Source organism: Eubacterium ventriosum, from assembly GCF_025150745.1.
Taxonomy (GTDB): domain Bacteria; phylum Bacillota; class Clostridia; order Lachnospirales; family Lachnospiraceae; genus Eubacterium_G; species Eubacterium_G ventriosum.
In genome coordinates this window covers 1,856,832-1,879,359 of sequence record NZ_CP102282.1, presented here as the reverse complement: position 1 = coordinate 1,879,359, position 22,528 = coordinate 1,856,832, and the positions used below count along the sequence as shown (strand labels likewise).

Genomic DNA, 22,528 nt, shown 5'->3' with positions numbered 1-22,528 from the left:
CCCATATTTTATTATTCCCATGTGACTATTAATATATATGCGAAAAAAAGACAAATATACCAGTTTTATTTTTAACTAAAACCATATATTTGTCTTTGTTTTTCTTATATTGATTAAAATTTCTAAACATTAAAAGTTTGATTACCTACATTAACGGTGCCAAAAGTCTTAAAAGCATTCCACATATTTTGTAATATGTAGGTCTGTTCCTACAATCCATAAGAGAGACTCTCTTTGATGCACTAAGCATCTTCTGATAGTCTTCCTCTATTCGATTTATAACCTTATTTTTGTAAATAAAGCAACCATCCTCAAAATGAAGAAACAAACTTCTATAGTCTAGATTTATTGTTCCTACTGTTGCCTTTTCATCATCACTAATAAACATCTTTGCATGAGTAAATCCCGGAGTAAATTCATAAATTTCAACTCCTGCCTCTATAAGCTCTGCATAATATGTTCTTGCAAGACAATAAGCATATTCCTTGTCGGGGATCCCCGGCATAATAATTTTTACATCAACGCCACGCTTAGCCGCAAACTTTAATGATGACATCATAACATTATCTATAACCAGATATGGCGATACTATATGAAGATATTTAGTAGCCGTATTAATCATATGTAAGTATACAGACTCGCCAACACGCTCTTTGCCATACGGATCATCTCCATAGCCCATTACATAACCATCTGACGTTTCAGGTGTAGGTATGGCAATATTTAAATATCTGCTATAACCTTCAATATTCTTTTCGGTAACATTCCACATCTGTAAGAACAAAAGTGTGAAGCTTCTTACTGCATCTCCCTTAAGCATTACACCTGTATCTTTCCAGTAACCGAATCTTTCCACAATGTTCATATACTCATCAGCCAGATTTATTCCACCTGTAAAAGCAACTTTACCGTCAATAACCAAAATCTTTCTATGATCTCTGTTATTCTGCTGTGTTGTAAAAAAGGGTCTTGCAGGCGCAAATGGTTTAGACTTAATACCTAATTCCCTTAACTTTTTAAAATATCCTATTGGTAGTTTAGACAAGGAACATAGTCCGTCATACATTACCCTTACTTCAACACCCTCTCTTATCTTTTCACATAATACTTCAAGAACAGAGTCCCATACTTCTCCCTGCTCTATTATAAAGTATTCAAGAAAAATAAAATTCTTTGCTTTCTTTAATTCATCAAGAAGGATTCCGTATTTTTTCTCTCCACTTTCTAAATATGTAACATCCGTATTTTTGTACACCGGGCAACCTGTTTTTTCATATACATATTTTGTAAGAGATGAAACCTGCTTATCCAGTATTTGTAATTCATTATATATGTTCTGGTCAGGATCTAAGTATTTACCTGAATTAAGATTAATATGTTCAAGTCTCTTTTTTAGCATAAGAGAACCCGGTTGAAGCATAAAATAAAGATACATCATACAGCCAATAGCCGGTACAAACATAATAAACATTATCCAAACCAGTTTCATTGTAGGATCCGATTTATCGTTTGCAATGTAAATAATAAGTACAAACTGTAATACCATTATTACATAATTAAGATTTTTTTCTACAGACGCATTATAGGCAAAAAATACAAACATTAGTACCTGAAGGACAACCATTAAGCCGAATAAAAAGAAACGACTGAATAAAAAGGCTGCCAATCCTTTTTTGCCTTTATGTTTTTGTGAAAGAACTCTCTTGGCTGACATTAATAAACTCCTTATTTTCTAATCCTCTTCATCTAAAAGATTTTTTCTAATCTTTAACATCTTCATATCTGTTTCATAAATTACATCTGCACATTCCGTAAGCTGTTTTACGGCTTCCACATTTGAATTTGAAAACTTTTTATAATGTATTTCATGCTCAAGACTTGCCCAAAAGTCCATTGCAATTGTTCTAATCTGAACTTCCACACGCATTGGTTTCTTCTCATTTGAAAGAAAAATAGGTATTTCAACAACAAGGTGAAGACTTCTATATCCATTCTTCTTTGGATTTCTAATATAATCCTTTTTAGATAAAATCTTAATATCATCCTGATTAGTCAGCATATCTGCAACCTTGTATATATCATCTACAAAAGAACAGATAACTCTTATTCCTGCCACATCATCAAGATTATCCTTTATTGACTGAACAGAAAGTTCAAAACCTTTTCTTTCTAATTTCTCCATTATGCTTGCAGGAGACTTTATACGTGTTTTTATTGTTTCTATTGGATTTCTAAGCTCGTTAGCCTGAAATTCTTTATTTAAAACATCAAGTTTGGTTTTTACTTCCAAAATGGCACACTCGTAATAAGTCATAAGCATTTTTATTTCAGAAAAAGTGGAATCCAAACCTTCAAACTGTTTTACAAGTTCTTCTTTTTTTGCATTTAAATCATTCATATCCTACTCCCAAACCAAATCAGGAAATTCATGTGTTAAATCTCTCTTCATAATATCTCTCATAGCTTCCTTTGCAGGCTTGTTTTCAAATAATACCTGATTAACACTTTCTACCAAAGGCATATCCACGTTATATTTGTGTGCAAGTTCAAGAGCTGCCTTGGCTGAAACTGCACCTTCAACAACCATATTAACTTCCTTAACCGCTTCATCTAAAGTATAGCCTTTTCCAATGAGAATACCTGCTCTTCTGTTACGTGAATGTTTACTTCCGCATGTAACAATAAGATCACCGATTCCAGAAAGACCATGGAACGTTCTTGAATGACCACCCATGGCTACACCAAGCTGTGTTATTTCCTTAATACCTCTTGTCATAAGAGCAGCCTCAGTATTATCGCCATATCCTAAACCGTCAGCAATACCTGCTGCAAGGGCAATAACATTCTTTAAAGAGCCACCAAGTTCAATGCTCTTTCTGTCAGGACTTGTATATGCTCTAAAATAATCATTTGAGAAAAGTCTCTGAACAAAGCTTGCTGTTTCAAATGTCTTAGCTCCAACAACAACTGCTGTAGGAACCTGTAAACCTACTTCTTCCGCATGACTTGGACCAGATAAAACTACAGCATTAACTGTAGGAATTACATCTTCAATAACTTCTGTCATTGTATAGAATGTTCCATCTTCAATTCCCTTTGCCACGTCAACAATAATCTGACCGTCTGGAACAATATCTTTAAGAAGTTCTGAAGTACTTCTTACAAAAGATGATGCAACTGCCATAACTATCATTTTTGAATCCTTTACAGCTTCTTTAATATCATTCGTAATCTTGATTTCCTCAGGAATTTTAACTCCCGGAAGTCCAACCTTATTTTCTCTTTCTTTTGTAAGAGCTTCAACTTCCCTTTCAAGTGCAGACCATAATGTTACATTGTGACCATTTTCATTTAATACCTTCGCCAAGGCAATGGCCCAACCGCCACCACCTAAAACAGTTACTTTAGACATATTACGCCTCCTTCTTTTGACCGATTTTTCTTTCCGTTCCGTTAATCAGTCTCTTTATGTTTTCTTTATGTCTGATATATGACAATGCTGTCAAAAATCCAACAAGAATATATGCTTCCACTTTATCCTGGCTTTCAAGGTTATGCACCATACCAAGCTGCCCCCAAACAATAAATTCAATAAAAAAACCTGTCATAAGGCACAATGAACTAAAAGAAACATATTTTGTAATTATTAATGCTATAAAAAATGTACAAAAACCTAATGCTAAAAACTTCCAGTCAAAAAATGCAAGTGCAAAAATTAATCCTGCTGATGCTGCAATACCCTTTCCACCTTTAAAGTTCATATAAAAAGGAAAATTATGTCCAAGGATTGCACCAATTCCCGTATATAAAGCTATTATAAACATATGGTCCTTACATACACCATTTCTAAACAGAAAATATGTAAGCATCATGGCAAAAACAGCCTTTAGTGCATCACCAAAAAATGTTATAAATCCATCTTTCTTTCCTAATGTACGCATTGCATTAGTTGTTCCTGAATTTCCACTTCCATAATCTCTTATGTCAATGTGTTTCATCTTTCCTATAATAAACCCTGTTTGAAACAGTCCAAAAACATATCCGATTAAAACACATACTATCTTTTGCCAGATCATTACTTGTCTTCCTTTCTTTCACGTATAATAAATCTGAGAGGTGTTCCTTTAAATCCGAAAGCTTCTCTTATTTTGTTTTCAATGTATCTTGTATATGAAAAATGCATTAACTGCTTATCATTTACAAAAATAACAAATGTAGGCGGTTTAACAGAAACCTGTGTAATATAATAAAGTTTAAGTCTCTTCCCCTTATCTGAAGGTGGTTGCTGTAATGCAACAGCTTCCGCCATAATTTCGTTAACAACACCTGTTTCAATTCTCATTGCATGATTAGCAATTACAAAATCAATCATATCAAAAAGTTTAGGCAATCTCTGACCTGTCTTGGCAGAAATAAACATAATCTCTGCATATGGCATAAATGATAAAATATCTCTAACCTTATTAGTGTATTCATAGACTGTCTTATCATTTTTCTCAATTGCATCCCACTTATTTACTGCAATAATTATACCCTTGCCATTTTCGTGAGCAATTCCTGCAATCTTGGCATCCTGCTCTGTAACGCCTTCAACAGCATCTATTACAATAATAACAACATCTGCTCTTTCAACTGCAGTTACCGTTCTGATAATACTGTATTTTTCTATCTCTTCCTTAACCTTAGACTTTCTTCTAAGTCCGGCTGTATCAATAAATACATAATCCTTGCCGTTCCATTTGACGTCAGTATCGATGGCATCTCTTGTTGTTCCTGCAATATTTGAAACAATAACACGGCTTTCTCCTGTAATCTTATTGATAATGGAAGACTTACCTACGTTAGGTTTTCCTACGATTGCTATTCTTGGTCTGTCATCTTCTTCTTGCTCTAAATTTAAGTCAGCAAAATAACTTACAACCTTATCGAGCATATCACCAAGACCACTACGCTGTGACGCTGAAATAGGAACAGGATCACCTATTCCCAAATTATAGAACTCATACACATCTGCCATCATTTTGTTAAAATTGTCTACCTTGTTTACTACAAGAATAACAGGCTTATGGCTTCGTCTTAACATATCTGCAACTTTTGCATCTGAATCTACAAGTCCCTGCTTAACATCTGTCATAAAAATAATAACATCTGCTGTGTCAATGGCAATCTGCGCCTGTTCTCTCATCTGTGAGAGAATAATATCATTACTGTCCGGCTCAATGCCACCTGTGTCAATCATTGTAAATTTATGGTCAAGCCAGTCAATATCCGCGTGTATTCTATCTCTTGTAACACCCGGAGTATCTTTTACTATGGAAATCTTTTTTCCTGCTAAAGCATTAAATAAAGTAGATTTTCCAACATTTGGTCTACCTACTATTGCTACTATTGGTTTACTCATATTTTTCTCCTTTATCACTAGATTTTACAATATTAGTACATATTTGTAAACATCTTCCAAATATCTTTAACTTTATTGTCCCATTTATACAATTGATAAAAATGCACCTAAGTTTCCACGCTTACCGTTATGTCCTCTATGTGAAAACAACACATCTGTGTTATGACAGGTACATATATCTGTCACCTTTATATTTTCAGGTAAAACACCTGCTTCTTTAAAATTAATTCTATTGCATTCCCACAAATCAAGCTGATATTTTCCATTGCCTTTATCAATAAGAATCTCCTTAATATTATCAGGGAATGCTTCCTTAAACTGAACTGCAACTTCTTCACTTATTTCATAACATTTCTGACAAATTGACGGGCCAATACATGCCACGATATCTTCCGGTTTTGTACCGTAAAGTTCTCCCATCTTCTCTATTGTAACTTTTCCAATCTTTCCAACAGTTCCACGCCAACCGGAATGAGAAAGCCCAATGGCTTTATTCTTAGTATCCACAATAAGAAGAGGCACACAATCTGCATAATAAGTTGCAAGGACAATACCTTTTTCATTAGTAATAAGACCATCTATATCCGTATAATTTCTATCTCTATATATGCCCTTTCCACAATCGTCTTTAGTAACAACCTTAACATTAGTTGTGTGAGTCTGATTGCCTGTAACAATATTCTTAGGATTGACACCAATGGCATTAGCAAAAATTTCATGGTTTCTAATGACATTTTCATCTAAATCCCCTCGGTTAAAGCCCAAATTCATACTGGCAAGGTAATCCTTGCTAACACCACCTAATCTGGTAGAAACAGCATTCTTAAGCCATGGAATATCATCTAAAATTCTATAACTAATATACGGAACACCATTATTAAAATTAATCCTTGTGGTACTTCCACTTTCCTTATTTAACTGAATATATTCCATTATATTCCTCCATAACAATTAAAATAATACCTTGCCTCATTATTTTCAACAGTCATCACATCAAAACTGCACTGAACATCATTTAATCCATACTCATTCAAAAACCATGATGCTGCTCTCATAATCCTGCGCTGTTTTCTAAAATCAACAGCCTCCAAAGCAGAGCCATAACTGTCACTGCCTCTAAACTTAACCTCAATAAAACGGATAATGTCATCCTTCTTAGCTATAATATCAATCTCACCTAACTTACATCTATAATTCCTATGTAAAATATCAAATCCGTTTTTAATAAGATATTCAACACAAACATCTTCATAAAAACTTCCTCTTCCTCTTTTGTTCAAAAGCTCCCCCTCATAATCAAATCTTAATTTTTCTAAAAAATTCCACCGCCAATTCATTGTCAGTCATTCATAATCTTTTTTCCCCTGTCGCTTATCCTTGTGAGCAGTTATATCATCCTAAGAAAGTGCTCTGAAGCCGTCGGTCCTTAGAAGGTAGGGGAGCGAAGCTGCCATAGCTTCTTAGTACCGCTACGAGCTGAAGGCAGCGGGAGCGTGCTTTCGAGGATTATATAACTGCTCACAAGGAACCAACCGATACACAACTAAATAAAGTTATGAATAAACGATTTTCTATGAATTGGACATGGTCCGTATTTCTTCAAAGCTTCTATATGTTTAGCTGAACCATATCCTTTGTTTGATGCAAAATCATATTCAGGATATATTTTGTCGTATTCCACCATCATTGCATCTCTTGTTACTTTCGCAATGATGCTTGCTGCACCTATTGAGATACTTTTTGCATCGCCTTTTATTATGGATACCTGTTTCATTGGTACTCCGGGGATGTTTACTGCATCATTTAGAAGCAATGTTGGCTGTGGCTCTAACATTGATATTGCCTGACGCATTGCTTCATAAGTTGCCTGAAGTATGTTTATTTCGTCTATTACTTTAGGACTTACAACTGCTGTTTTTGCGCAGACTGCTTTCTCCATTATCACTTCATATAACTCTTCTCTTTTCTTGGCTGAAAGCTTCTTTGAGTCATTAATGTATAATATGTCACAATTTTTTGGTAATATTACAGCCCCTGCGACAACAGGTCCTGCCAATGGTCCACGGCCTACTTCGTCTATTCCACATATAAATTCGTAATCTGAGTATTTTCTTTCAAATTCGCTTAATTTATATGTTCTTTCAATTTCTTTATTATAATCATCAATCTTTTTTGCAGCTCTTTTCACAAGATTTGCAACTCCCTGATGGCTATCATCTTTGTATTGTTCAATAAACATCTGCAGTTTGTTCTCAGGTGTATTATTGAATATGTCTTTTATGTTGTTTATACTTTCCATTTTAATTTTCGCTTTCGATTTAAATCAAAATTATCTATCTGAATTAAACAATAATGTCATCTTTATATAATAATCATTTAATTATCAGACTTTGTATTTTATAGCTTGTCCAATGTGATTCTTCCAAGTTTTCCTGCTCGGAAATCATCCATTATTATTTTGCTTGTTTTTTCAAGGTCAGGCTGATTGCCTTTAAGCTTACAACCTCTTACCTCAGCTACCTGATACATAACCTGTAACGGATCTTCATGTCCTTCGATTTTGTAACGTTCAACTACTACCTTAGGATATGTTGTTGCAAGTAATTTTACAAGCTGATATGCCAATTCCGTAACGTCCAAAATGTTGTCATTAATTGAACCTATAAAAGCCAAATGCATTCCAATTGTCTGATTATCAAACTTAGGCCAAAGGATTCCCGGTGTATCCAGTAATTCCAAATTTTTATTTAATTTAATCCACTGCTTTCCTTTTGTAACTCCCGGCTTGTTTCCTGTCTTTGCAGCAGCACGTCCTGCGTAAGCATTAATAAATGTGGATTTACCAACATTAGGGATTCCAACTACCATTGCTCTTACAGGGCGGTTAATGATACCTCTTTTTTTGTCTCTTTCGATTTTTTCCTTGCAGGCAATCTGAACTGCATTATTAATTTCTTTAATTCCCTGTTTATTTTTTGAATTAATCTTTAAAGCAATAATTCCTTTATCTTTAAAATACTGAATCCACTTATTGTTGTCTGTTTCATCAGCCAAATCCGATTTATTCAAAAGAACAAGTCTTGCCTTATTTTTTCCCAAATCATCTATATCGGGATTTCTACTGCTTAAAGGTATTCTTGCATCAAGTAATTCTATTACCAAATCTATTAATTTTATATCTTCTTTCATCTGACGAACAGCTTTCGTCATATGACCAGGATACCAGTTGATAACACTTTTATTAACCCCCCCTTGGTTTTCTAAATTGTTCATATAAATCTACTCCTTTCACACTAAATTTTTTTTAATAAAATCAAGCGTTTTTCCTCTATATTATACCACATCATTTTGTTTTTTCAGATACCTTTCTGCCAATTCTTTTTCTTGTATATAATGTTTATTACATTGCTTGGTTTTGATATAAGTACTGCAATAATAAAAAACTTTTTTTTGCTATAACAATTAAGATTATTTTTTTCCTAAAGTTAAACAATAGAGACTTATAAAAAACAAAATTTAAAAAATGTTAATCAAACACTTTTAAATAGACCACTAAAGTCATTAGATTCATATACATCTAAACAAGTATTGATAAATGTATTTGCGGGAACTTTCTTATGAAATTGCATTTTCTTTTAAAACAGGAACTTTTAATTTAATTCAGTCAAAATTTCCGTTTTCGGAAAAATTTATAAAAAAGAGTTATAGATTGTTTATTTATTAGTTAACAAGAGAAAAAAGGAATCTAATTAACAGATTCCTTATCTCATAGAAAAACTATTATTTATAGTTAATATACTATACATAAAAATAACATCTTGATTATCAAATTTTATATAATTATTCAGAATCCTTGAAGAAACATATCTAATATCAATAACAGTAATCTTCCTATAACCATCTATTAATAGAGGAACTAAACTACTGCCATAAGAATCACGAAAAACAATTAATTCTTTATTACTATTTGAAGTAGGATTAACAATATCTATAATAGAAGATGCTCCTGATAAATATATATCATATTTATCTAATGATTTTAGTTTATCATAATCATATATTTTTGTATATTTTTTAGTTTCATAATTATACACACTACTATTATCAATAGATGGATTAGATATAGTTTTTATAGTATCAATATCTTTAGTTACTGATAGTCTACCAGCATAACTACCCTTAAAAGTTGTAACTGTATTTTCAACATTATTATCAGTTATCTCAAAATTCATTTGATTAGCAATAGTGTTTGCGACATTAAATAAATCTTCTTGTTTCCAATGGGTGTCAGTCTTATAATAATTATTGAGTGTTAATTTATCAAATATATTTATATAATTAAGATTTGTTAAATTATTTTTCATCATATCTTGTAATTTATTATAATCAAGTTTTAAATTACCTTTATTAACAAAGTAATTTTTATCAGGAATAATAGTATAATATATATTCCTATTATTATTCAAATATGTATTTTTTATATAATTAATCTTATTTGTTAAATTATTAATAGAATTAGTATTTAAAGGAAATATTTCTTCAACAATATAATCATCATACATATATAAATTGTTATATTCACCTTTAGTAGATAATTCCATATCTATTTTAATTTTTCTAAAAGTATCTCTTTTGATAAATTGATCCGTAACATAGGAATCAAATTTCTTAAAATATGTACCATCAAACAAGCTTTTAGTAGTTAATTCTGGCATGGCAGCAAGTTCTCTTCTCTCTGCTATAGAAATATCAGTATCTTTTTTTATAACATTAATCAAAAATAATGAAATTATAATAAAAAGAAATACTAAAGTTACAACTATATCTTTAATTTTATCGTTCATATATAACCTCCTTAAAATCTAAAATATAAAAATGGATTATATGAATTGTCTATCAGATAAGAAGTAACAACAAATAATATTATAACTATTAAAATTGGTTCTAAAATATTAATTATGTTATTTAGATATTTATTTTTTCTTAATTTAACTATTAATGTTTTAATAAAAGGAGTAGCCCCAAATAAAGCAATAATTAATATTGGTAAATAACTCTTTAAATAATGAAGTGTATAATCATTAATAAAAACTTCTCCATTCATGCCAAATAACCCTTTAATATTAATCAAAGCCACTGACATATTGTCAGAATTAAATATAACAAATAGTATCATAACAATAAATAATACATATATTCTTCTTATAAAAGAAGGTAATTTTTCCATAAATTTATTAAGAAATATTTTTTCTATTATAAGAAGAATTCCAAACAATAATCCCCATATTAAAAAAGTCCAATTAGCACCATGCCATATTCCGGTTAATAACCATACTATTAAAATATTTCTTATTTGTTTATATTTACCATCTCTATTGCCTCCAAGTGGAATATAAACATAATCTTTGAACCATGTACTAAGAGAGATGTGCCATCTTCTCCAAAACTCAGTTATACTTTTTGATATATATGGGTAATTAAAGTTTTCAGGGAAATTAAATCCAAATATTCTTCCAAGACCAATAGCCATATCACTATAAGCTGAAAAATCAAAATACAACTGTAGCATATAACTTATACCAAATATCCAATAAAATATTACGGTTGTTTCATTTAGAGCAAAAGCTTTAGTGCAAAGTTCTCCCAAAGCATTAGCTATTAATACTTTTTTAGCAAGTCCAATAGAAAATCTTCTAATACCATATGCAAAATTTTTAAAACTATGTACTCTATCATCCAATTCTTTTTCTACTGTCTGATATCTAACAATAGGTCCTGCGATTAACTGTGGAAATAAAGACACATAAGTTGCTAAATTTATAATGTTTTTTTGAACTTTAACTTTACCATTATATACATCAATAAGATAACTTATAATTTGAAATGTATAAAATGATATTCCTATTGGTAATGCAATATTTAATAATTTAATATTAGCATTAGATATATCATTAATTGATTGTATAATAAAATCAGTATATTTAAATATTATTAATAAAAATATATGTATAGTTAAAGTTGTTATTAATATATTTTTACTTTGATTTTTATATTTATCAATTAAAATAGCACCTATATAAGCAATAATAATTTCTGCAATCATTAAAAAAACATATTTAGGTTCTCCGTAAAGATAAAATAATAAAGATGCAATTAATAAAATAATATTTTTATATTTTTTAGGTGTTATAAAATATATAATTATTAATACTGGTAAAAAATAATATAAAAAACTAATACTATTAAATAACATCTTATCCTCCTTTAAAAAGGCACCTTAAAAGGTTCTTCATTATTTTTCTTCGTCATTTGATTTTTCTAATTCTTTTCCAATATTATTATTTACATATTTCTTAAAATCATTATATACTGCTTTAGCAATATCTTTATCAGCCATTACAGAAAATATTACATTACCACTATTTGTGATATATAATTGTTCTGCAGAAACACAAATCCAACGTCTCATATCAATATTATCTAACATCTCTTGTTTAATTTTTTCTACATCAGCATTGTCTTTAACCTTAACAATAGCAACTGAATAAGCTTGTGATGTTATCAATGGTTCTGATACAACAATTGATTCGATTCCATCATTTGTTTTTAATCCGGTATAACTAGTAACTTCATCAATATTCTTTATATCTACTTTCAAAGTTTCAAGTTCGGGTAAAACATTTTTGTTATTTTTATTTATAGTATTAATAATGTCATTAACGTCTATTGGTGTCTCAACATTACCTTTGTTACCATTACCTTTGTTACCACTACCTTTGTTACCATTACCTTTGTTACCACTACCTGATACTAGTATGAATATTATAAATGAGATAACTGCTAATAATATCAACCCTATTATAAAAATATTTTGTTTTTTCATTTCTTTTTCCTCCTATTATTTAAATTCTATCATACATTTACTGGAATCTGTAGAAAAATTATTACTTTTTACAGAAATTAAATTTTAATTATTTAAAAAGTAAACCATTTCTAATTTACTTTTATAAATTATAAATATTTATTGCTATTTTGTGTCAATCAACAATTCTTTTGGACTTTTCTTTAAATTTCTTAACGAAGATACTAGTAAAGAAATTATAAGAGCTATTGACATAAATAAAACCACATATATCATTAATTTTGGAGATATATTAATTTCTAAACTTGTTAGTGTTTTATTAAATCCATCTACTTCAGCTCCACCTCCAAGTTGGCTAGATGCTGACTGTTTAGCAATTTGTTTTGCTATAGTACCAGTGACTTTACTTAATATGTTATTTCCAATCATACTTGCTGTATAAACAGCTAGAAAGTATGATCCTATAAATGCCGGAATTGATACAAATACTAGTTCAATAACAAATTGTCCGAATATTTTGGCTTTTGAAATTCCTAATGAAAGTAAAATTGCAATTTCTTTTTTTCTAGCATTCATCCATAAAAATAATAGTAATGAAACTGTAACACATGCAAATAATAATGATCCTGCAAATAATTTATCAGCTATTTTATATATACCTGATATAGACTGTTGTAGTGCTGGGTAATTATTTGAACTTTTAATCAAATTATATTGTTTCCAATCTATATCGAGTTTTTCAATATTTTTAATAACCTTATCTAAATTTTTATCACCTTTTACAAAAAATGTTGCATCTTGATATACTGCAGTATCCTCTGTATTTCCATATACTTTTGCAGCCGTATCTAAATCAGTTATCAAAGTATTTTCGTAAAGTTCTTGGGCTGCAGTAACGCCACCTTCATTATGACCATCAAAAAGGCCTTTTATTTCAACTTCTACTATTTCATTTGCTCCTTTTTCATTATCGGCATCAAATAAATTAGATTTTATTTTTATTTTATCTCCAATTTTTAAATTGTTTTTTTCTGCTAAATCTTTATGCATTAAAATCTTGTTTTTATCATTTTCATTTAAGTGTTCCCCACTAGATAATTTGTAAGCTCCTGAGATAAACTTATTTTCTTTTGATGAATCATTAACTCCCGTTAACATAACAGTTCTTTTAAAGTTTTTTGCTCTTTCCGGTGATTGTCCTGAAAGTGTTTTTTGAGTTTCTATTATATCATTATCTACTAAATCGGCAACACTATTAATTCTTTTTACATATGAATCAATGTCCTTGGATTCAGCAATTTTTTTAATATCTTGTCCTTTTATATTGCCACCACCTCTTGGTGTTCCAAAATTAACTCTTCGGTTTATTTCCATAGAGAAACTATTTGTTATATTTCCAAAAGTTTCTTTTGAAGCTCTGTTGGTAGCATCTTTAATCGATAAACTAATAAGACAAAGCGTTGACATAGCTGTTATAACTAACAATATAATTATTGATTTTAGGCTTTTTCTAGTTACATACGCAAATGCATTTTTTATCATTATTGTACCTCCTAATTATTTATTTTCTTAAGTTTTCTATCTCTTAATTCTAAAATAATGTCAGCAGAATTTGCTACTTCTTTACTATGTGTTACTACGATTACACACTTATTTCTTTCTTTGGCTAACTTTTTAAGTATTTCAATTATTTCACCAGCAGTATCAACATCAAGATTTCCAGTAGGTTCATCTGCTAAAATTATTGGGGCTTCTGAAACTAATGCTCTTGCAATCGCCACTCTTTGTTGTTGTCCTCCTGATAACTTCATTACATTTCTATTTATTTGACTTTTATCAAGCCCTAATTCAAATAAGATTGTTTCAGATGCTTTTTTATTTACTAATCTAACATTTTCTATTGGTGTTAAATAATCAATTAAATTATAGTTTTGAAAAACTAACGATATGTTATTTTTTCTATGATTACTATAGCCATCTTTCTCTATATCATTTCCTTTAAATAAGATTTGACCTTTTTTTGGTTTATCTAAACCTGCTAATAGAGAAAGTAATGTTGACTTTCCTGCCCCTGATTTTCCAATTATTGCATAAAATTTTCCAATTTCAAATTTTTGATTTACTGAAGATAATACTTTCTCATTTGAATTTGAATAATTATATGTTACATTTTTTATTTCTAATATATTCATTTTTAATCTCCTAACTTATTTTTGACAATATTTCTTTTGGTTTTTTAATTAATATCATTAAACTTGCAATAATAACTGATAGAACAATAATTCCAATTAATATTCCGTAACTTTGTAGAAATGATATAAGATTTGAAATTAAATTATTGTTTTTAAGTAAGCTATCAACCATTATTGTTGAATCATCAGAATTCATAAATCCACCGACTATAATATTTAATATTACATTTCCTATAAACAATGAAAATACAAAAGAGGGTAGTGATATAAATAATAATTCAAGTATAAATTGAGTTACAATTTTTATTTTACTTATACCAATTGATAATAATATTCCTATTTCATATATTCTTTCTCTTAACCATAGTATTAATATTAATGACAAAACTGTTATTCCACCTATCATAATTGAATATGTCATGATCTTAATAATATGTTTTATTCCATCTATAGACTCTAGTGTTTCTTCAAATACATGGTTATCACTTGAAACATTAAATTTTGACCAATCAATTTTAATTTTTTTAATATTATTTAATGCTACCTTTGTATTTTCTGAACTGTCTGAAAATATTGCAAGTTTATTAACAATTTTGTTATTTTCAGGTTTATTTAATGCTTTTTGACTTGATTCATAATCAATAAATACCATATTTTCACTAAAGTCTGATGATAAGCCAGTATATTTTTCTTGTTTTTTACCTGAAAAGATTCCAATTATCTCAAACTCATATTCTGATTTCTTTTCACTATTATTAAAATCAATTAATTGAAGTTTGATTTTATCATTAAGTTTTAGGTTATTTTTTTCAGCAAGTTCCTTATGAATAAGAATTTTTCCTCTATCATTATTATTAATATGTCTGCCTTTTATAATAGTAAAAATACCACTATTGAATAAATTATTCTTTTCACTATTATTAGTAGCTTCTACTGAAAGCATATTTTTGAACTCATCTGATAAATCATCTCGTTCTACTAATTGAGTTCCATCTACAACTTTGATGTTTGTAGTTCTAGCTAGTCCATCATAATTAGTGATAATTTCTTGTATTTCTTTTATATTATCTAATTCTTTAAACTGATTAGTTTCAAAAGTATCACCATCATTTTTAGTTATTGATAATGATGTATTTGAAATCTTGTATAAGTTTTTTTCCAAATTATTTGTTGATTTTGTTATATTCATACATGAATATAAACAAGAGAGAACTACTGTTAAAATAATAAATACTATAATTGTTCTATTTCTTTTTCTTAAAATATATGCTATAGCATTTTTTAGCATTTTATCAATCTCCTATCTTCAGATTTTTTGTTTAAAAATGTAAATAGTCCACGTGATTATATTATTTTTTTAGGTTTTTGTCAATTTTTCCATCCGGCTTGTGAAATCACTCCATAACTAACAAGTTCCATTGTAACTCCATTATTATATTGCATTGGCATAGTATGTGTTGGTGCTTTTAATAATTTTTTTATTCTCACCTCCTTTCTTTTAATTTAGCCACCTTAATTTAATAAGATAGCTATGTATTCCATTTCTGGCATAAAAAAAGAACTGACCATTTTTAATCAGTTCAAAAAAAGAAGCGAGTGAAAACCCGCTTCTTTTATACTCAGGTATACATCAAGCATACCAATGCTTTCTGCATAGTATTATTTAACTAATTCTTTAACCTTAGCAGCTTTACCTACTCTGTTTCTGATGTAGTTAAGTTTAGCTCTTCTTACTTTACCTCTTCTAACAACTTCGATGTTAGCGATTGATGGTGAGTATAATGGCCATGTTCTTTCAACGCCGATTCCACTTGACTGCTTTCTTACTGTAAAAGTAGCTCTGTTGCTTCCACCCTGTTTCTTAATTACAAGACCTTCAAAAACCTGGATTCTTTCACGGTTTCCTTCTACAATCTTAGCGTGAACCTTAATTGTATCACCTACGTTAAAATCTGTAACTTCTTTAATCTGAGCTGCTTCAATTTCCTTAATTAATTCCTGCATAATAGCCTCCTTATTTATTCCGATGTTCTTAATACAATATTCCGTAACAGAGGACCATCTTTTATTTTCTTAAAAATTGGCATAATTCTAAAGCCAATCTTATTACAGCATTTGTTATAGTAACATAACTTTTATTATTTATCAAGACTTTTTATAAATTTAATGTCCTGCTTTGTTAATTCTGCCTTTTTCATTAAATCAGGTCGTCTTTCCATAGTTCTAAGGATAGACTGCTGTCTGCGCCATTCCTCAACTTTCGGATGATTTCCTGATAACAATATAGGCGGAACTTCCCTTTCCATAAAACTTGCCGGTCTGGTATACTGTGGATATTCCAACAGATTATCATTAAAAGATTCAAATTCTGCTGACACATCATTATTAAGTACACCAGGTACCAGTCTTGATATGGCATCTATCATAACCATTGAAGGTAATTCTCCACCTGTTAAAACATAATCACCGATAGAAACATTGTCTGTAACTATCATTTCAAGAACTCTCTCATCTATTCCCTCATAATGTCCACAGAGAAATACCAAATCTTCTTCCTCGGAAAATTCTTCTGCCATACTCTGATTAAAAACCTTACCTTGTGGTGTAAGATATATAACCCTTGGCTTGTATCCAATCTTTTCAGTCACTGATTCATAACTTCTGTAAACAGGTCCCGGTTGCATAACCATGCCTGCCCCACCACCATAAGGATAATCATCTACCTGACCATGCTTGTTTCCTGCATAATCTCTTATATTTATTGCATTTAAACTTATAAGTCCTTTTTCAATGGCACGACCTGTAATACTTGTATTTATGCCCTGCTCAATCATTTTCGGAAATAGTGTAAGTACGTGAAAATTCATTAATCCAAAAGTCCTTTCATTATATGTACTTTAACAATTTTATTTTCTATATCTCTATCAAGTATACATTCTTCAATGGATGGTAATAATACTTCTTTTCCATCTTTTGTTTTTACAACATATACATCATTTGCGCCTGTCTGCAAAACATCTGTAAGCGTTCCTAATATTTTGTCCTCATCTGTTATTACTTTGCTTCCTATAATGTCAGCTATGTAATATTCTCCCTCTTCCAAAGGAATTGCATTCTCTCTTGTAACAAGTAAATCCATTCCCTTGTACGGGATAATGTCATTAATATTATCAAATTCTTTAAATTTTAAAATAACCATGTTTTTGAAATATTTTACGCTTGTCACATGAAGGTTAAGTTGTTCCTTTCCTGTATCAAGTATTACTTCTTTTAAATCGTCAAAACGTCTTACGTTATCTGTTGTTGGATAAACCTTAACCTCGCCTCTAATTCCGTGAGTATTGCTGATTACCCCCACTCTGAACAATTCTTCCATTCAATATTCCTTCCATATAATAAACAAGGCTGGATTAACCAGCCTTGTTGCACTTGTATTCGAATAGCTTACGCCACTGAACAGATTTATATCCGTTACTGAATTTCTACTTTTACTTTCTTATCGCATTTTGAAGCTGCTGCCTTAACAACAGAACGGATTGCTTTTGCAATTCTTCCCTGCTTTCCAATTACTTTTCCCATATCTTCCTGGGCAACATGTAACTGTAAAACGATTTCTCTTTCTGTTTCACTTTCTGTTACAACAACTTCGTCAGGAGAATCAACAAGTGCTTTTGCAATTGTTTCAACCAATTCTTTCATGAATTCGCCCTCCTAACACTATTTTTCAATGCCAGCGATTTTCAAAAGTTTTCCAACAGTCTCTGTTGGCTGAGCTCCATTAGCTAACCACTTCTTAACAGATTCTTCTTTAAGATCGAATATACTTGGGTCCTGGTTAGGATCATATGTTCCTACTTCTTCGATAAATCTACCATCTCTTGGTGCTCTTGAATCAGCAACAACGATTCTGTAGATAGGATTTCTCTTTTTACCCATTCTCTTTAATCTCATCTTTACTGCCATTTTTTCTTACCTCCGTAAATTGTAAATAATAAATATATAATCAAGAAAACATTGTTTTCATGAACCCACTAAAATCCAAAAGGCATCTTAAATCCGCCTCTTTTTTTCTTTCCTTTGCCACCCATAAGTCCGGGCATGCTTTTCATCATCTTTCTTGCCTGTTCAAACTGTTTAACAAGCTTGTTTACCTGACTAATGTCAACTCCTGCACCCTTGGCAATTCTCTGCTTACGTGAAGGATTAATAACATCAGGATTGCTTCTTTCTTCCTTAGTCATTGAATAAATAATTGCCTCAATCTTACCTAACTGTTTTTCATCAGGTAACATATCGTCGTTAATCTTTCCACCAACTCCCGGCATCATACTAAGTAATGAAGACAAGCCACCCATGTTCTTAATCTGACCCATATATTCCAAATAATCATCAAACGTAAACTGAGCCTTCTTTAAACGCTGTTCCATTTCCTTAGCTTTATCCTGGTCAATTGACTGTTCTGCTTTTTCAATAAGTGAAAGGACATCACCCATACCAAGGATTCTTGAAGCCATTCTGTCTGGATGAAACTGTTCCAAATCTGAAAGTTTCTCACCCATACCTATATATAAAATAGGTTTGCCTGTGATAGCCTTAATTGATAAAGCCGCCCCACCTCTTGTATCACCATCTAACTTAGTAACGATAATACCATCAATTCCTATTTTTTCATTAAATTCTTTTGCAACATTTACTGCATCCTGACCTGTCATGGCATCTACAACCAAAACTGTCTGTGTAAGTTCAATGTTATCTCTGATTTCCACAAGTTCGTTCATCATATCTTCATCAACATGTAAACGACCTGCTGTATCCAAAATAACCACATTGTTGTTATTCTTTTTTGCATGTTCAATTGCAGCCTTTGCGATATTTAATGGTTTCTGCTTGTCTCCCATTGAGAATACAGGAACCTGCTGTTTCTCACCGTTAATCTTTAACTGTTCAATAGCCGCCGGTCTGTAAACATCACATGCCACAAGAAGAGGTCTCTTGCCCTTAGCCTTAAGCTTTCCGGCAATCTTTGCTGTTGTGGTTGTCTTACCTGCGCCCTGAAGTCCCATCATCATAATGACAGTGATCTGGTTATCAGGCAAAATCTTTAATTCAGTAGTTTCTGACCCCATAAGATTAGTTAACTCTTCATTAACTATCTTAATTACCATCTGTCCCGGTGTAAGACTGTTCATTACATCCTGACCAACGGCTCTCTCGTTAACTTTCTTAACGAAATCCTTTACTACCTTAAAGTTAACATCAGCTTCAAGAAGTGCAATCTTTACTTCTTTCAGTGCTGCCTTAACATCTTCTTCTGTTAAGCGTCCTTTTCCTCTAAGATTCTTAAATATATTCTGTAATTTATCGGATAAGCTTTCAAATGCCAAGCCCATACCTCCTAGTAATTCTCTAAAATATGCTGTGCAATCTGTTTAATTCTGTTGACATTGCACTGATTATCAGGTTCGTCAGCTAACTTACATATCTCAGCAACATCTTCCTTAGTCTTAGTAAATCTTTCCACTAAGTGAAGCTTCTCTTCATATCCGTTAAGTATCTTGTCGCAACGCTTAACTAAATCGTGAACTCCCTGCCTGGAAATTCCTCTGTCCTGTGCTATCTCACCAAGACTTAAATCGTTAAGAATAAAATCTTCATATATTTCTTTTTGATGTTCTGTTAATAACTCTCCGTAAAAATCATATAAAAGAGAGCTTTTAAAAATATCTTTCATAGCCACACCTTTTCTCTTACCTTTGGTATAATACACTAAAAAAAATAGAGTGTCAAGTATTTTTTCTTGACACCCTCAACTTTTTTATTTTTAAAGACTTGGAGCAATTTCCTTTGGATTATATCCTGCTTTATTTAAAGCCTTAAGAATCTGCTCTTTGTGATTGTGGCCAAAACACTCTAAAGTCACTTTCAATTCCACTGCAGCATTTCTGTTAACTGATACAAACTGGTTATGTTCAAGCTTTATAACGTTACCCTGCTGCTCTGCAATCTTGTTTGCGACCTTTACGAGTTCACCTGGCTTATCAGGAAGTAAAACAGATACTGTAAATACACGGCCCCTCTGGATAAGTCCATGCTGTAATGTAGAAGACATTGTAATAATATCCATATTACCACCACTGATAATTGATACAATCTTCTTATCTGTGCATTTCAAATGTTTTAATGCAGCAATTGTAAGTAAACCTGAGTTTTCTGCCACAAGTTTATGATTTTCAACCATATCAAGAAATGCATCAATAAGTTCTTCATCCTTGATTGTAATAATATCATCAATGTTTTCTTTTATGTATGGGAAAATCTTTGTTCCCGGAGTCTTAACTGCTGTACCATCAGCAATAGTATTTGCACTTGGAAGTGTTATAACTTCTCCTGCTTTTAATGAAGCTTTCATGCAGGCTGCATTTTCAGGTTCAACACCGATTACCTTAATTCTTGGATTTAACATCTTTGCAAGTGTACTTACACCTGTAGCAAGTCCGCCACCTCCGATTGGTACAAGAATATAATCAACTGTTGGAAGTTCCTTAAAAATTTCCATTGCAATTGTTCCCTGACCTGTCGCAACATCAAGGTCATCAAAAGGATGAATAAATGTATATCCTTCTTTCTGTGCAAGATTTAATGCATAATTACATGCATCATCATAAACATCACCATATAAAATAACATCTGCACCATAGCTCTTTGTTCTGTTAACTTTCATAAGTGGAGTAACTGTAGGCATTACTACTGTAGCCTTTACCCCAAAAATCTTTGCTGCATATGCAACACCCTGAGCATGGTTTCCTGCTGATGCTGTAATAAGACCTCTTTCTCTTTCTTCATCCGAAAGAGTGCTTATTTTGTAATATGAGCCACGAACTTTGTATGCTCCTGTAAACTGCATATTTTCAGGCTTTATATAAACCTGATTTCCTGTCTGTTCACTAAAATAATCACTATAAATAAGATTTGTATTTAATGTTACTTTTTTTACTATTTCACTAGCTTCCTCAAATTTCTTTAAAGTAAGTTTCTCTTCCATTATGCCACTTCCTTTTGCTTTTTATTTCTGAATCTACTCTCCCAATTCAATGTTGCTTGTTATGTCTTCGCCATTTTCTTCAAATAACGCTTCAACAAACTGATGTGAATCAAACTTCTGTAAATCATCAATCTGTTCACCTACACCAATATACTTAACAGGTATTCCAAGCTCTGACTGGATTGCTATGGCAATACCACCTTTGGCTGAACCGTCCATTTTTGTAAGGATTACGCCTGTAATATCTGTACATTCCTTAAACTGTCTTGCCTGAGCCAATGCATTCTGACCTGTTGTTGCATCTAAGACAATAAAATTCTCTCTTCGACAGCCATTATATTCCTTTTCAATGATTCTGTCTAACTTTTTTAATTCTTCCATAAGATTTTTCTTATTGTGAAGTCTTCCTGCAGTGTCACATAATAATATGTCAGCGTTTTTATTCTTTGCAGAACTAATGGCATCATACAATACTGAACCGGGATCAGAACCTTCCGCTCCCATTACAATATCAACATTCGCTCTGTTAGCCCACTCTTTAAGTTGGTCAGTCGCTGCTGCTCTAAACGTATCTGCTGCTGCAAGTACAACTTTCTTTCCATTATTTTTAAACTGACTGGCAAGTTTTCCAATTGATGTTGTTTTTCCAACACCATTTACACCAATCATAAGAATAACTGATTTTTCATTTTCAAAGTCGTAAGCATTTTCTCCTAAGTCCATCTGTTCTTCAATGTTCTTAATAAGTAATTCCTTACATTCAATAGGCTCTTTAATCTTGTTCTCTTTAACCTGTTCTTTTAAGTTATCAAGAATTTCTTCTGTTGTATTAACGCCTATGTCACTCATTATAAGAATCTCTTCAAGTTCTTCATAAAAATCATCATCAATACTTGAAAAGCCGTTAAATATTGAGTTCAAATTAGAAACAATATTATTTCTTGTCTTGGTTAATCCGCTGACAAGCTTTTTAAAAAAATTAGCCATTTATGTCTCCTTTTTTAATTAATTTAAAATCATAATTTGTTTTC

General features: G+C 31.2%; 24 protein-coding genes. All 24 read right to left on the bottom strand.

Going from position 1 to position 22,528, the window contains the following annotated elements:
* Window positions 1-145: 145 nt before the first annotated feature.
* The 24 genes from cls to ftsY all read right to left on the bottom strand — a co-directional run bounded on the left by cls (window position 146) and on the right by ftsY (window position 22,484).
* Entirely contained in the window at window positions 146-1,714 is a 1,569-nt protein-coding gene (gene cls / locus NQ558_RS08445) for a cardiolipin synthase (RefSeq protein WP_005362682.1), read from the bottom strand.
* Between the two features lie 18 nt (window positions 1,715-1,732).
* A complete protein-coding gene (locus tag NQ558_RS08440) occupies window positions 1,733-2,398 on the bottom strand; it encodes a GTP pyrophosphokinase (protein WP_005362683.1) in 666 nt (221 codons plus the stop codon).
* 3 nt (window positions 2,399-2,401) lie between these two features.
* Window positions 2,402-3,412 (bottom strand): NAD(P)H-dependent glycerol-3-phosphate dehydrogenase, encoded by a 1,011-nt coding sequence (locus tag NQ558_RS08435; protein ID WP_005362685.1) that lies wholly within the window; start codon window positions 3,410-3,412, stop codon window positions 2,402-2,404.
* A 1-nt stretch (window position 3,413) separates the two neighbouring features.
* On the bottom strand, window positions 3,414-4,076 hold the full coding sequence (gene plsY, locus NQ558_RS08430; protein WP_005362687.1) for a glycerol-3-phosphate 1-O-acyltransferase PlsY: 663 nt from the start codon (window positions 4,074-4,076) through the stop codon (window positions 3,414-3,416).
* A complete protein-coding gene (gene der / locus NQ558_RS08425; RefSeq protein WP_005362688.1) occupies window positions 4,076-5,401 on the bottom strand; it encodes a ribosome biogenesis GTPase Der in 1,326 nt (441 codons plus the stop codon). The genes plsY and der overlap by 1 nt, the downstream gene beginning before the upstream one ends.
* An 84-nt stretch (window positions 5,402-5,485) precedes the next feature.
* Window positions 5,486-6,334 carry a peptidoglycan editing factor PgeF gene (pgeF, locus tag NQ558_RS08420; RefSeq protein WP_005362690.1) on the bottom strand — a complete coding sequence of 283 codons (849 nt, stop codon included), beginning with the start codon at window positions 6,332-6,334 and terminating at the stop codon, window positions 5,486-5,488.
* Entirely contained in the window at window positions 6,334-6,681 is a 348-nt protein-coding gene (locus NQ558_RS08415) for a YraN family protein (RefSeq protein WP_040447104.1), read from the bottom strand. The genes pgeF and NQ558_RS08415 overlap by 1 nt, the downstream gene beginning before the upstream one ends.
* Window positions 6,682-6,944: 263 nt before the next feature.
* Window positions 6,945-7,700 (bottom strand): ribonuclease HII, encoded by a 756-nt coding sequence (locus NQ558_RS08410; protein WP_005362695.1) that lies wholly within the window; start codon window positions 7,698-7,700, stop codon window positions 6,945-6,947.
* A gap of 98 nt (window positions 7,701-7,798) precedes the next feature.
* Window positions 7,799-8,674 (bottom strand): ribosome biogenesis GTPase YlqF, encoded by an 876-nt coding sequence (gene ylqF / locus NQ558_RS08405; RefSeq protein WP_005362697.1) that lies wholly within the window; start codon window positions 8,672-8,674, stop codon window positions 7,799-7,801.
* A gap of 488 nt (window positions 8,675-9,162) precedes the next feature.
* Complete coding sequence (locus NQ558_RS08400; RefSeq protein WP_005362698.1) at window positions 9,163-10,245, bottom strand: DHHW family protein; 1,083 nt, start codon at window positions 10,243-10,245, stop codon at window positions 9,163-9,165.
* 11 nt (window positions 10,246-10,256) lie between these two features.
* A complete protein-coding gene (locus NQ558_RS08395) occupies window positions 10,257-11,654 on the bottom strand; it encodes an MBOAT family O-acyltransferase (RefSeq protein WP_005362700.1) in 1,398 nt (465 codons plus the stop codon).
* 39 nt (window positions 11,655-11,693) lie between these two features.
* Window positions 11,694-12,284 carry a hypothetical protein gene (locus NQ558_RS08390; RefSeq protein WP_005362702.1) on the bottom strand — a complete coding sequence of 197 codons (591 nt, stop codon included), beginning with the start codon at window positions 12,282-12,284 and terminating at the stop codon, window positions 11,694-11,696.
* Between the two features lie 144 nt (window positions 12,285-12,428).
* Window positions 12,429-13,805, bottom strand: a complete 1,377-nt coding sequence (locus NQ558_RS08385; protein WP_005362707.1) for an ABC transporter permease — start codon at window positions 13,803-13,805, stop codon at window positions 12,429-12,431.
* Window positions 13,806-13,816: 11 nt separating this feature from the next.
* Window positions 13,817-14,455: an ABC transporter ATP-binding protein gene (locus NQ558_RS08380; protein WP_005362713.1), complete on the bottom strand. Its 639-nt coding sequence runs from the start codon at window positions 14,453-14,455 to the stop codon at window positions 13,817-13,819.
* Window positions 14,456-14,465: 10 nt separating this feature from the next.
* A complete protein-coding gene (locus NQ558_RS08375; protein ID WP_040447038.1) occupies window positions 14,466-15,743 on the bottom strand; it encodes an ABC transporter permease in 1,278 nt (425 codons plus the stop codon).
* A gap of 371 nt (window positions 15,744-16,114) precedes the next feature.
* A complete protein-coding gene (rplS, locus tag NQ558_RS08370) occupies window positions 16,115-16,459 on the bottom strand; it encodes a 50S ribosomal protein L19 (protein WP_005362719.1) in 345 nt (114 codons plus the stop codon).
* A 134-nt stretch (window positions 16,460-16,593) separates the two neighbouring features.
* The gene (gene trmD, locus NQ558_RS08365) at window positions 16,594-17,322 is read right to left on the bottom strand and encodes a tRNA (guanosine(37)-N1)-methyltransferase TrmD (RefSeq protein WP_005362722.1); all 729 of its coding nucleotides are present in this window, start codon (window positions 17,320-17,322) and stop codon (window positions 16,594-16,596) included.
* Window positions 17,322-17,831, bottom strand: coding sequence for a ribosome maturation factor RimM (gene rimM, locus NQ558_RS08360; protein ID WP_005362724.1), 510 nt, complete (start codon window positions 17,829-17,831; stop codon window positions 17,322-17,324). The genes trmD and rimM overlap by 1 nt, the downstream gene beginning before the upstream one ends.
* A 95-nt stretch (window positions 17,832-17,926) precedes the next feature.
* Complete coding sequence (locus NQ558_RS08355) at window positions 17,927-18,154, bottom strand: KH domain-containing protein (protein ID WP_005362725.1); 228 nt, start codon at window positions 18,152-18,154, stop codon at window positions 17,927-17,929.
* An 18-nt stretch (window positions 18,155-18,172) separates the two neighbouring features.
* Window positions 18,173-18,418: a 30S ribosomal protein S16 gene (gene rpsP, locus NQ558_RS08350; protein ID WP_005362727.1), complete on the bottom strand. Its 246-nt coding sequence runs from the start codon at window positions 18,416-18,418 to the stop codon at window positions 18,173-18,175.
* A 68-nt stretch (window positions 18,419-18,486) separates the two neighbouring features.
* A complete protein-coding gene (gene ffh / locus NQ558_RS08345) occupies window positions 18,487-19,839 on the bottom strand; it encodes a signal recognition particle protein (RefSeq protein WP_040447108.1) in 1,353 nt (450 codons plus the stop codon).
* A gap of 11 nt (window positions 19,840-19,850) precedes the next feature.
* Complete coding sequence (ylxM, locus tag NQ558_RS08340; protein ID WP_005362732.1) at window positions 19,851-20,186, bottom strand: YlxM family DNA-binding protein; 336 nt, start codon at window positions 20,184-20,186, stop codon at window positions 19,851-19,853.
* Window positions 20,187-20,276: 90 nt separating this feature from the next.
* Window positions 20,277-21,497, bottom strand: coding sequence for a threonine ammonia-lyase (gene ilvA, locus NQ558_RS08335; protein ID WP_005362734.1), 1,221 nt, complete (start codon window positions 21,495-21,497; stop codon window positions 20,277-20,279).
* A 33-nt stretch (window positions 21,498-21,530) separates the two neighbouring features.
* Complete coding sequence (gene ftsY / locus NQ558_RS08330; protein ID WP_005362736.1) at window positions 21,531-22,484, bottom strand: signal recognition particle-docking protein FtsY; 954 nt, start codon at window positions 22,482-22,484, stop codon at window positions 21,531-21,533.
* Between the last annotated feature and the right edge of the window lie 44 nt (window positions 22,485-22,528).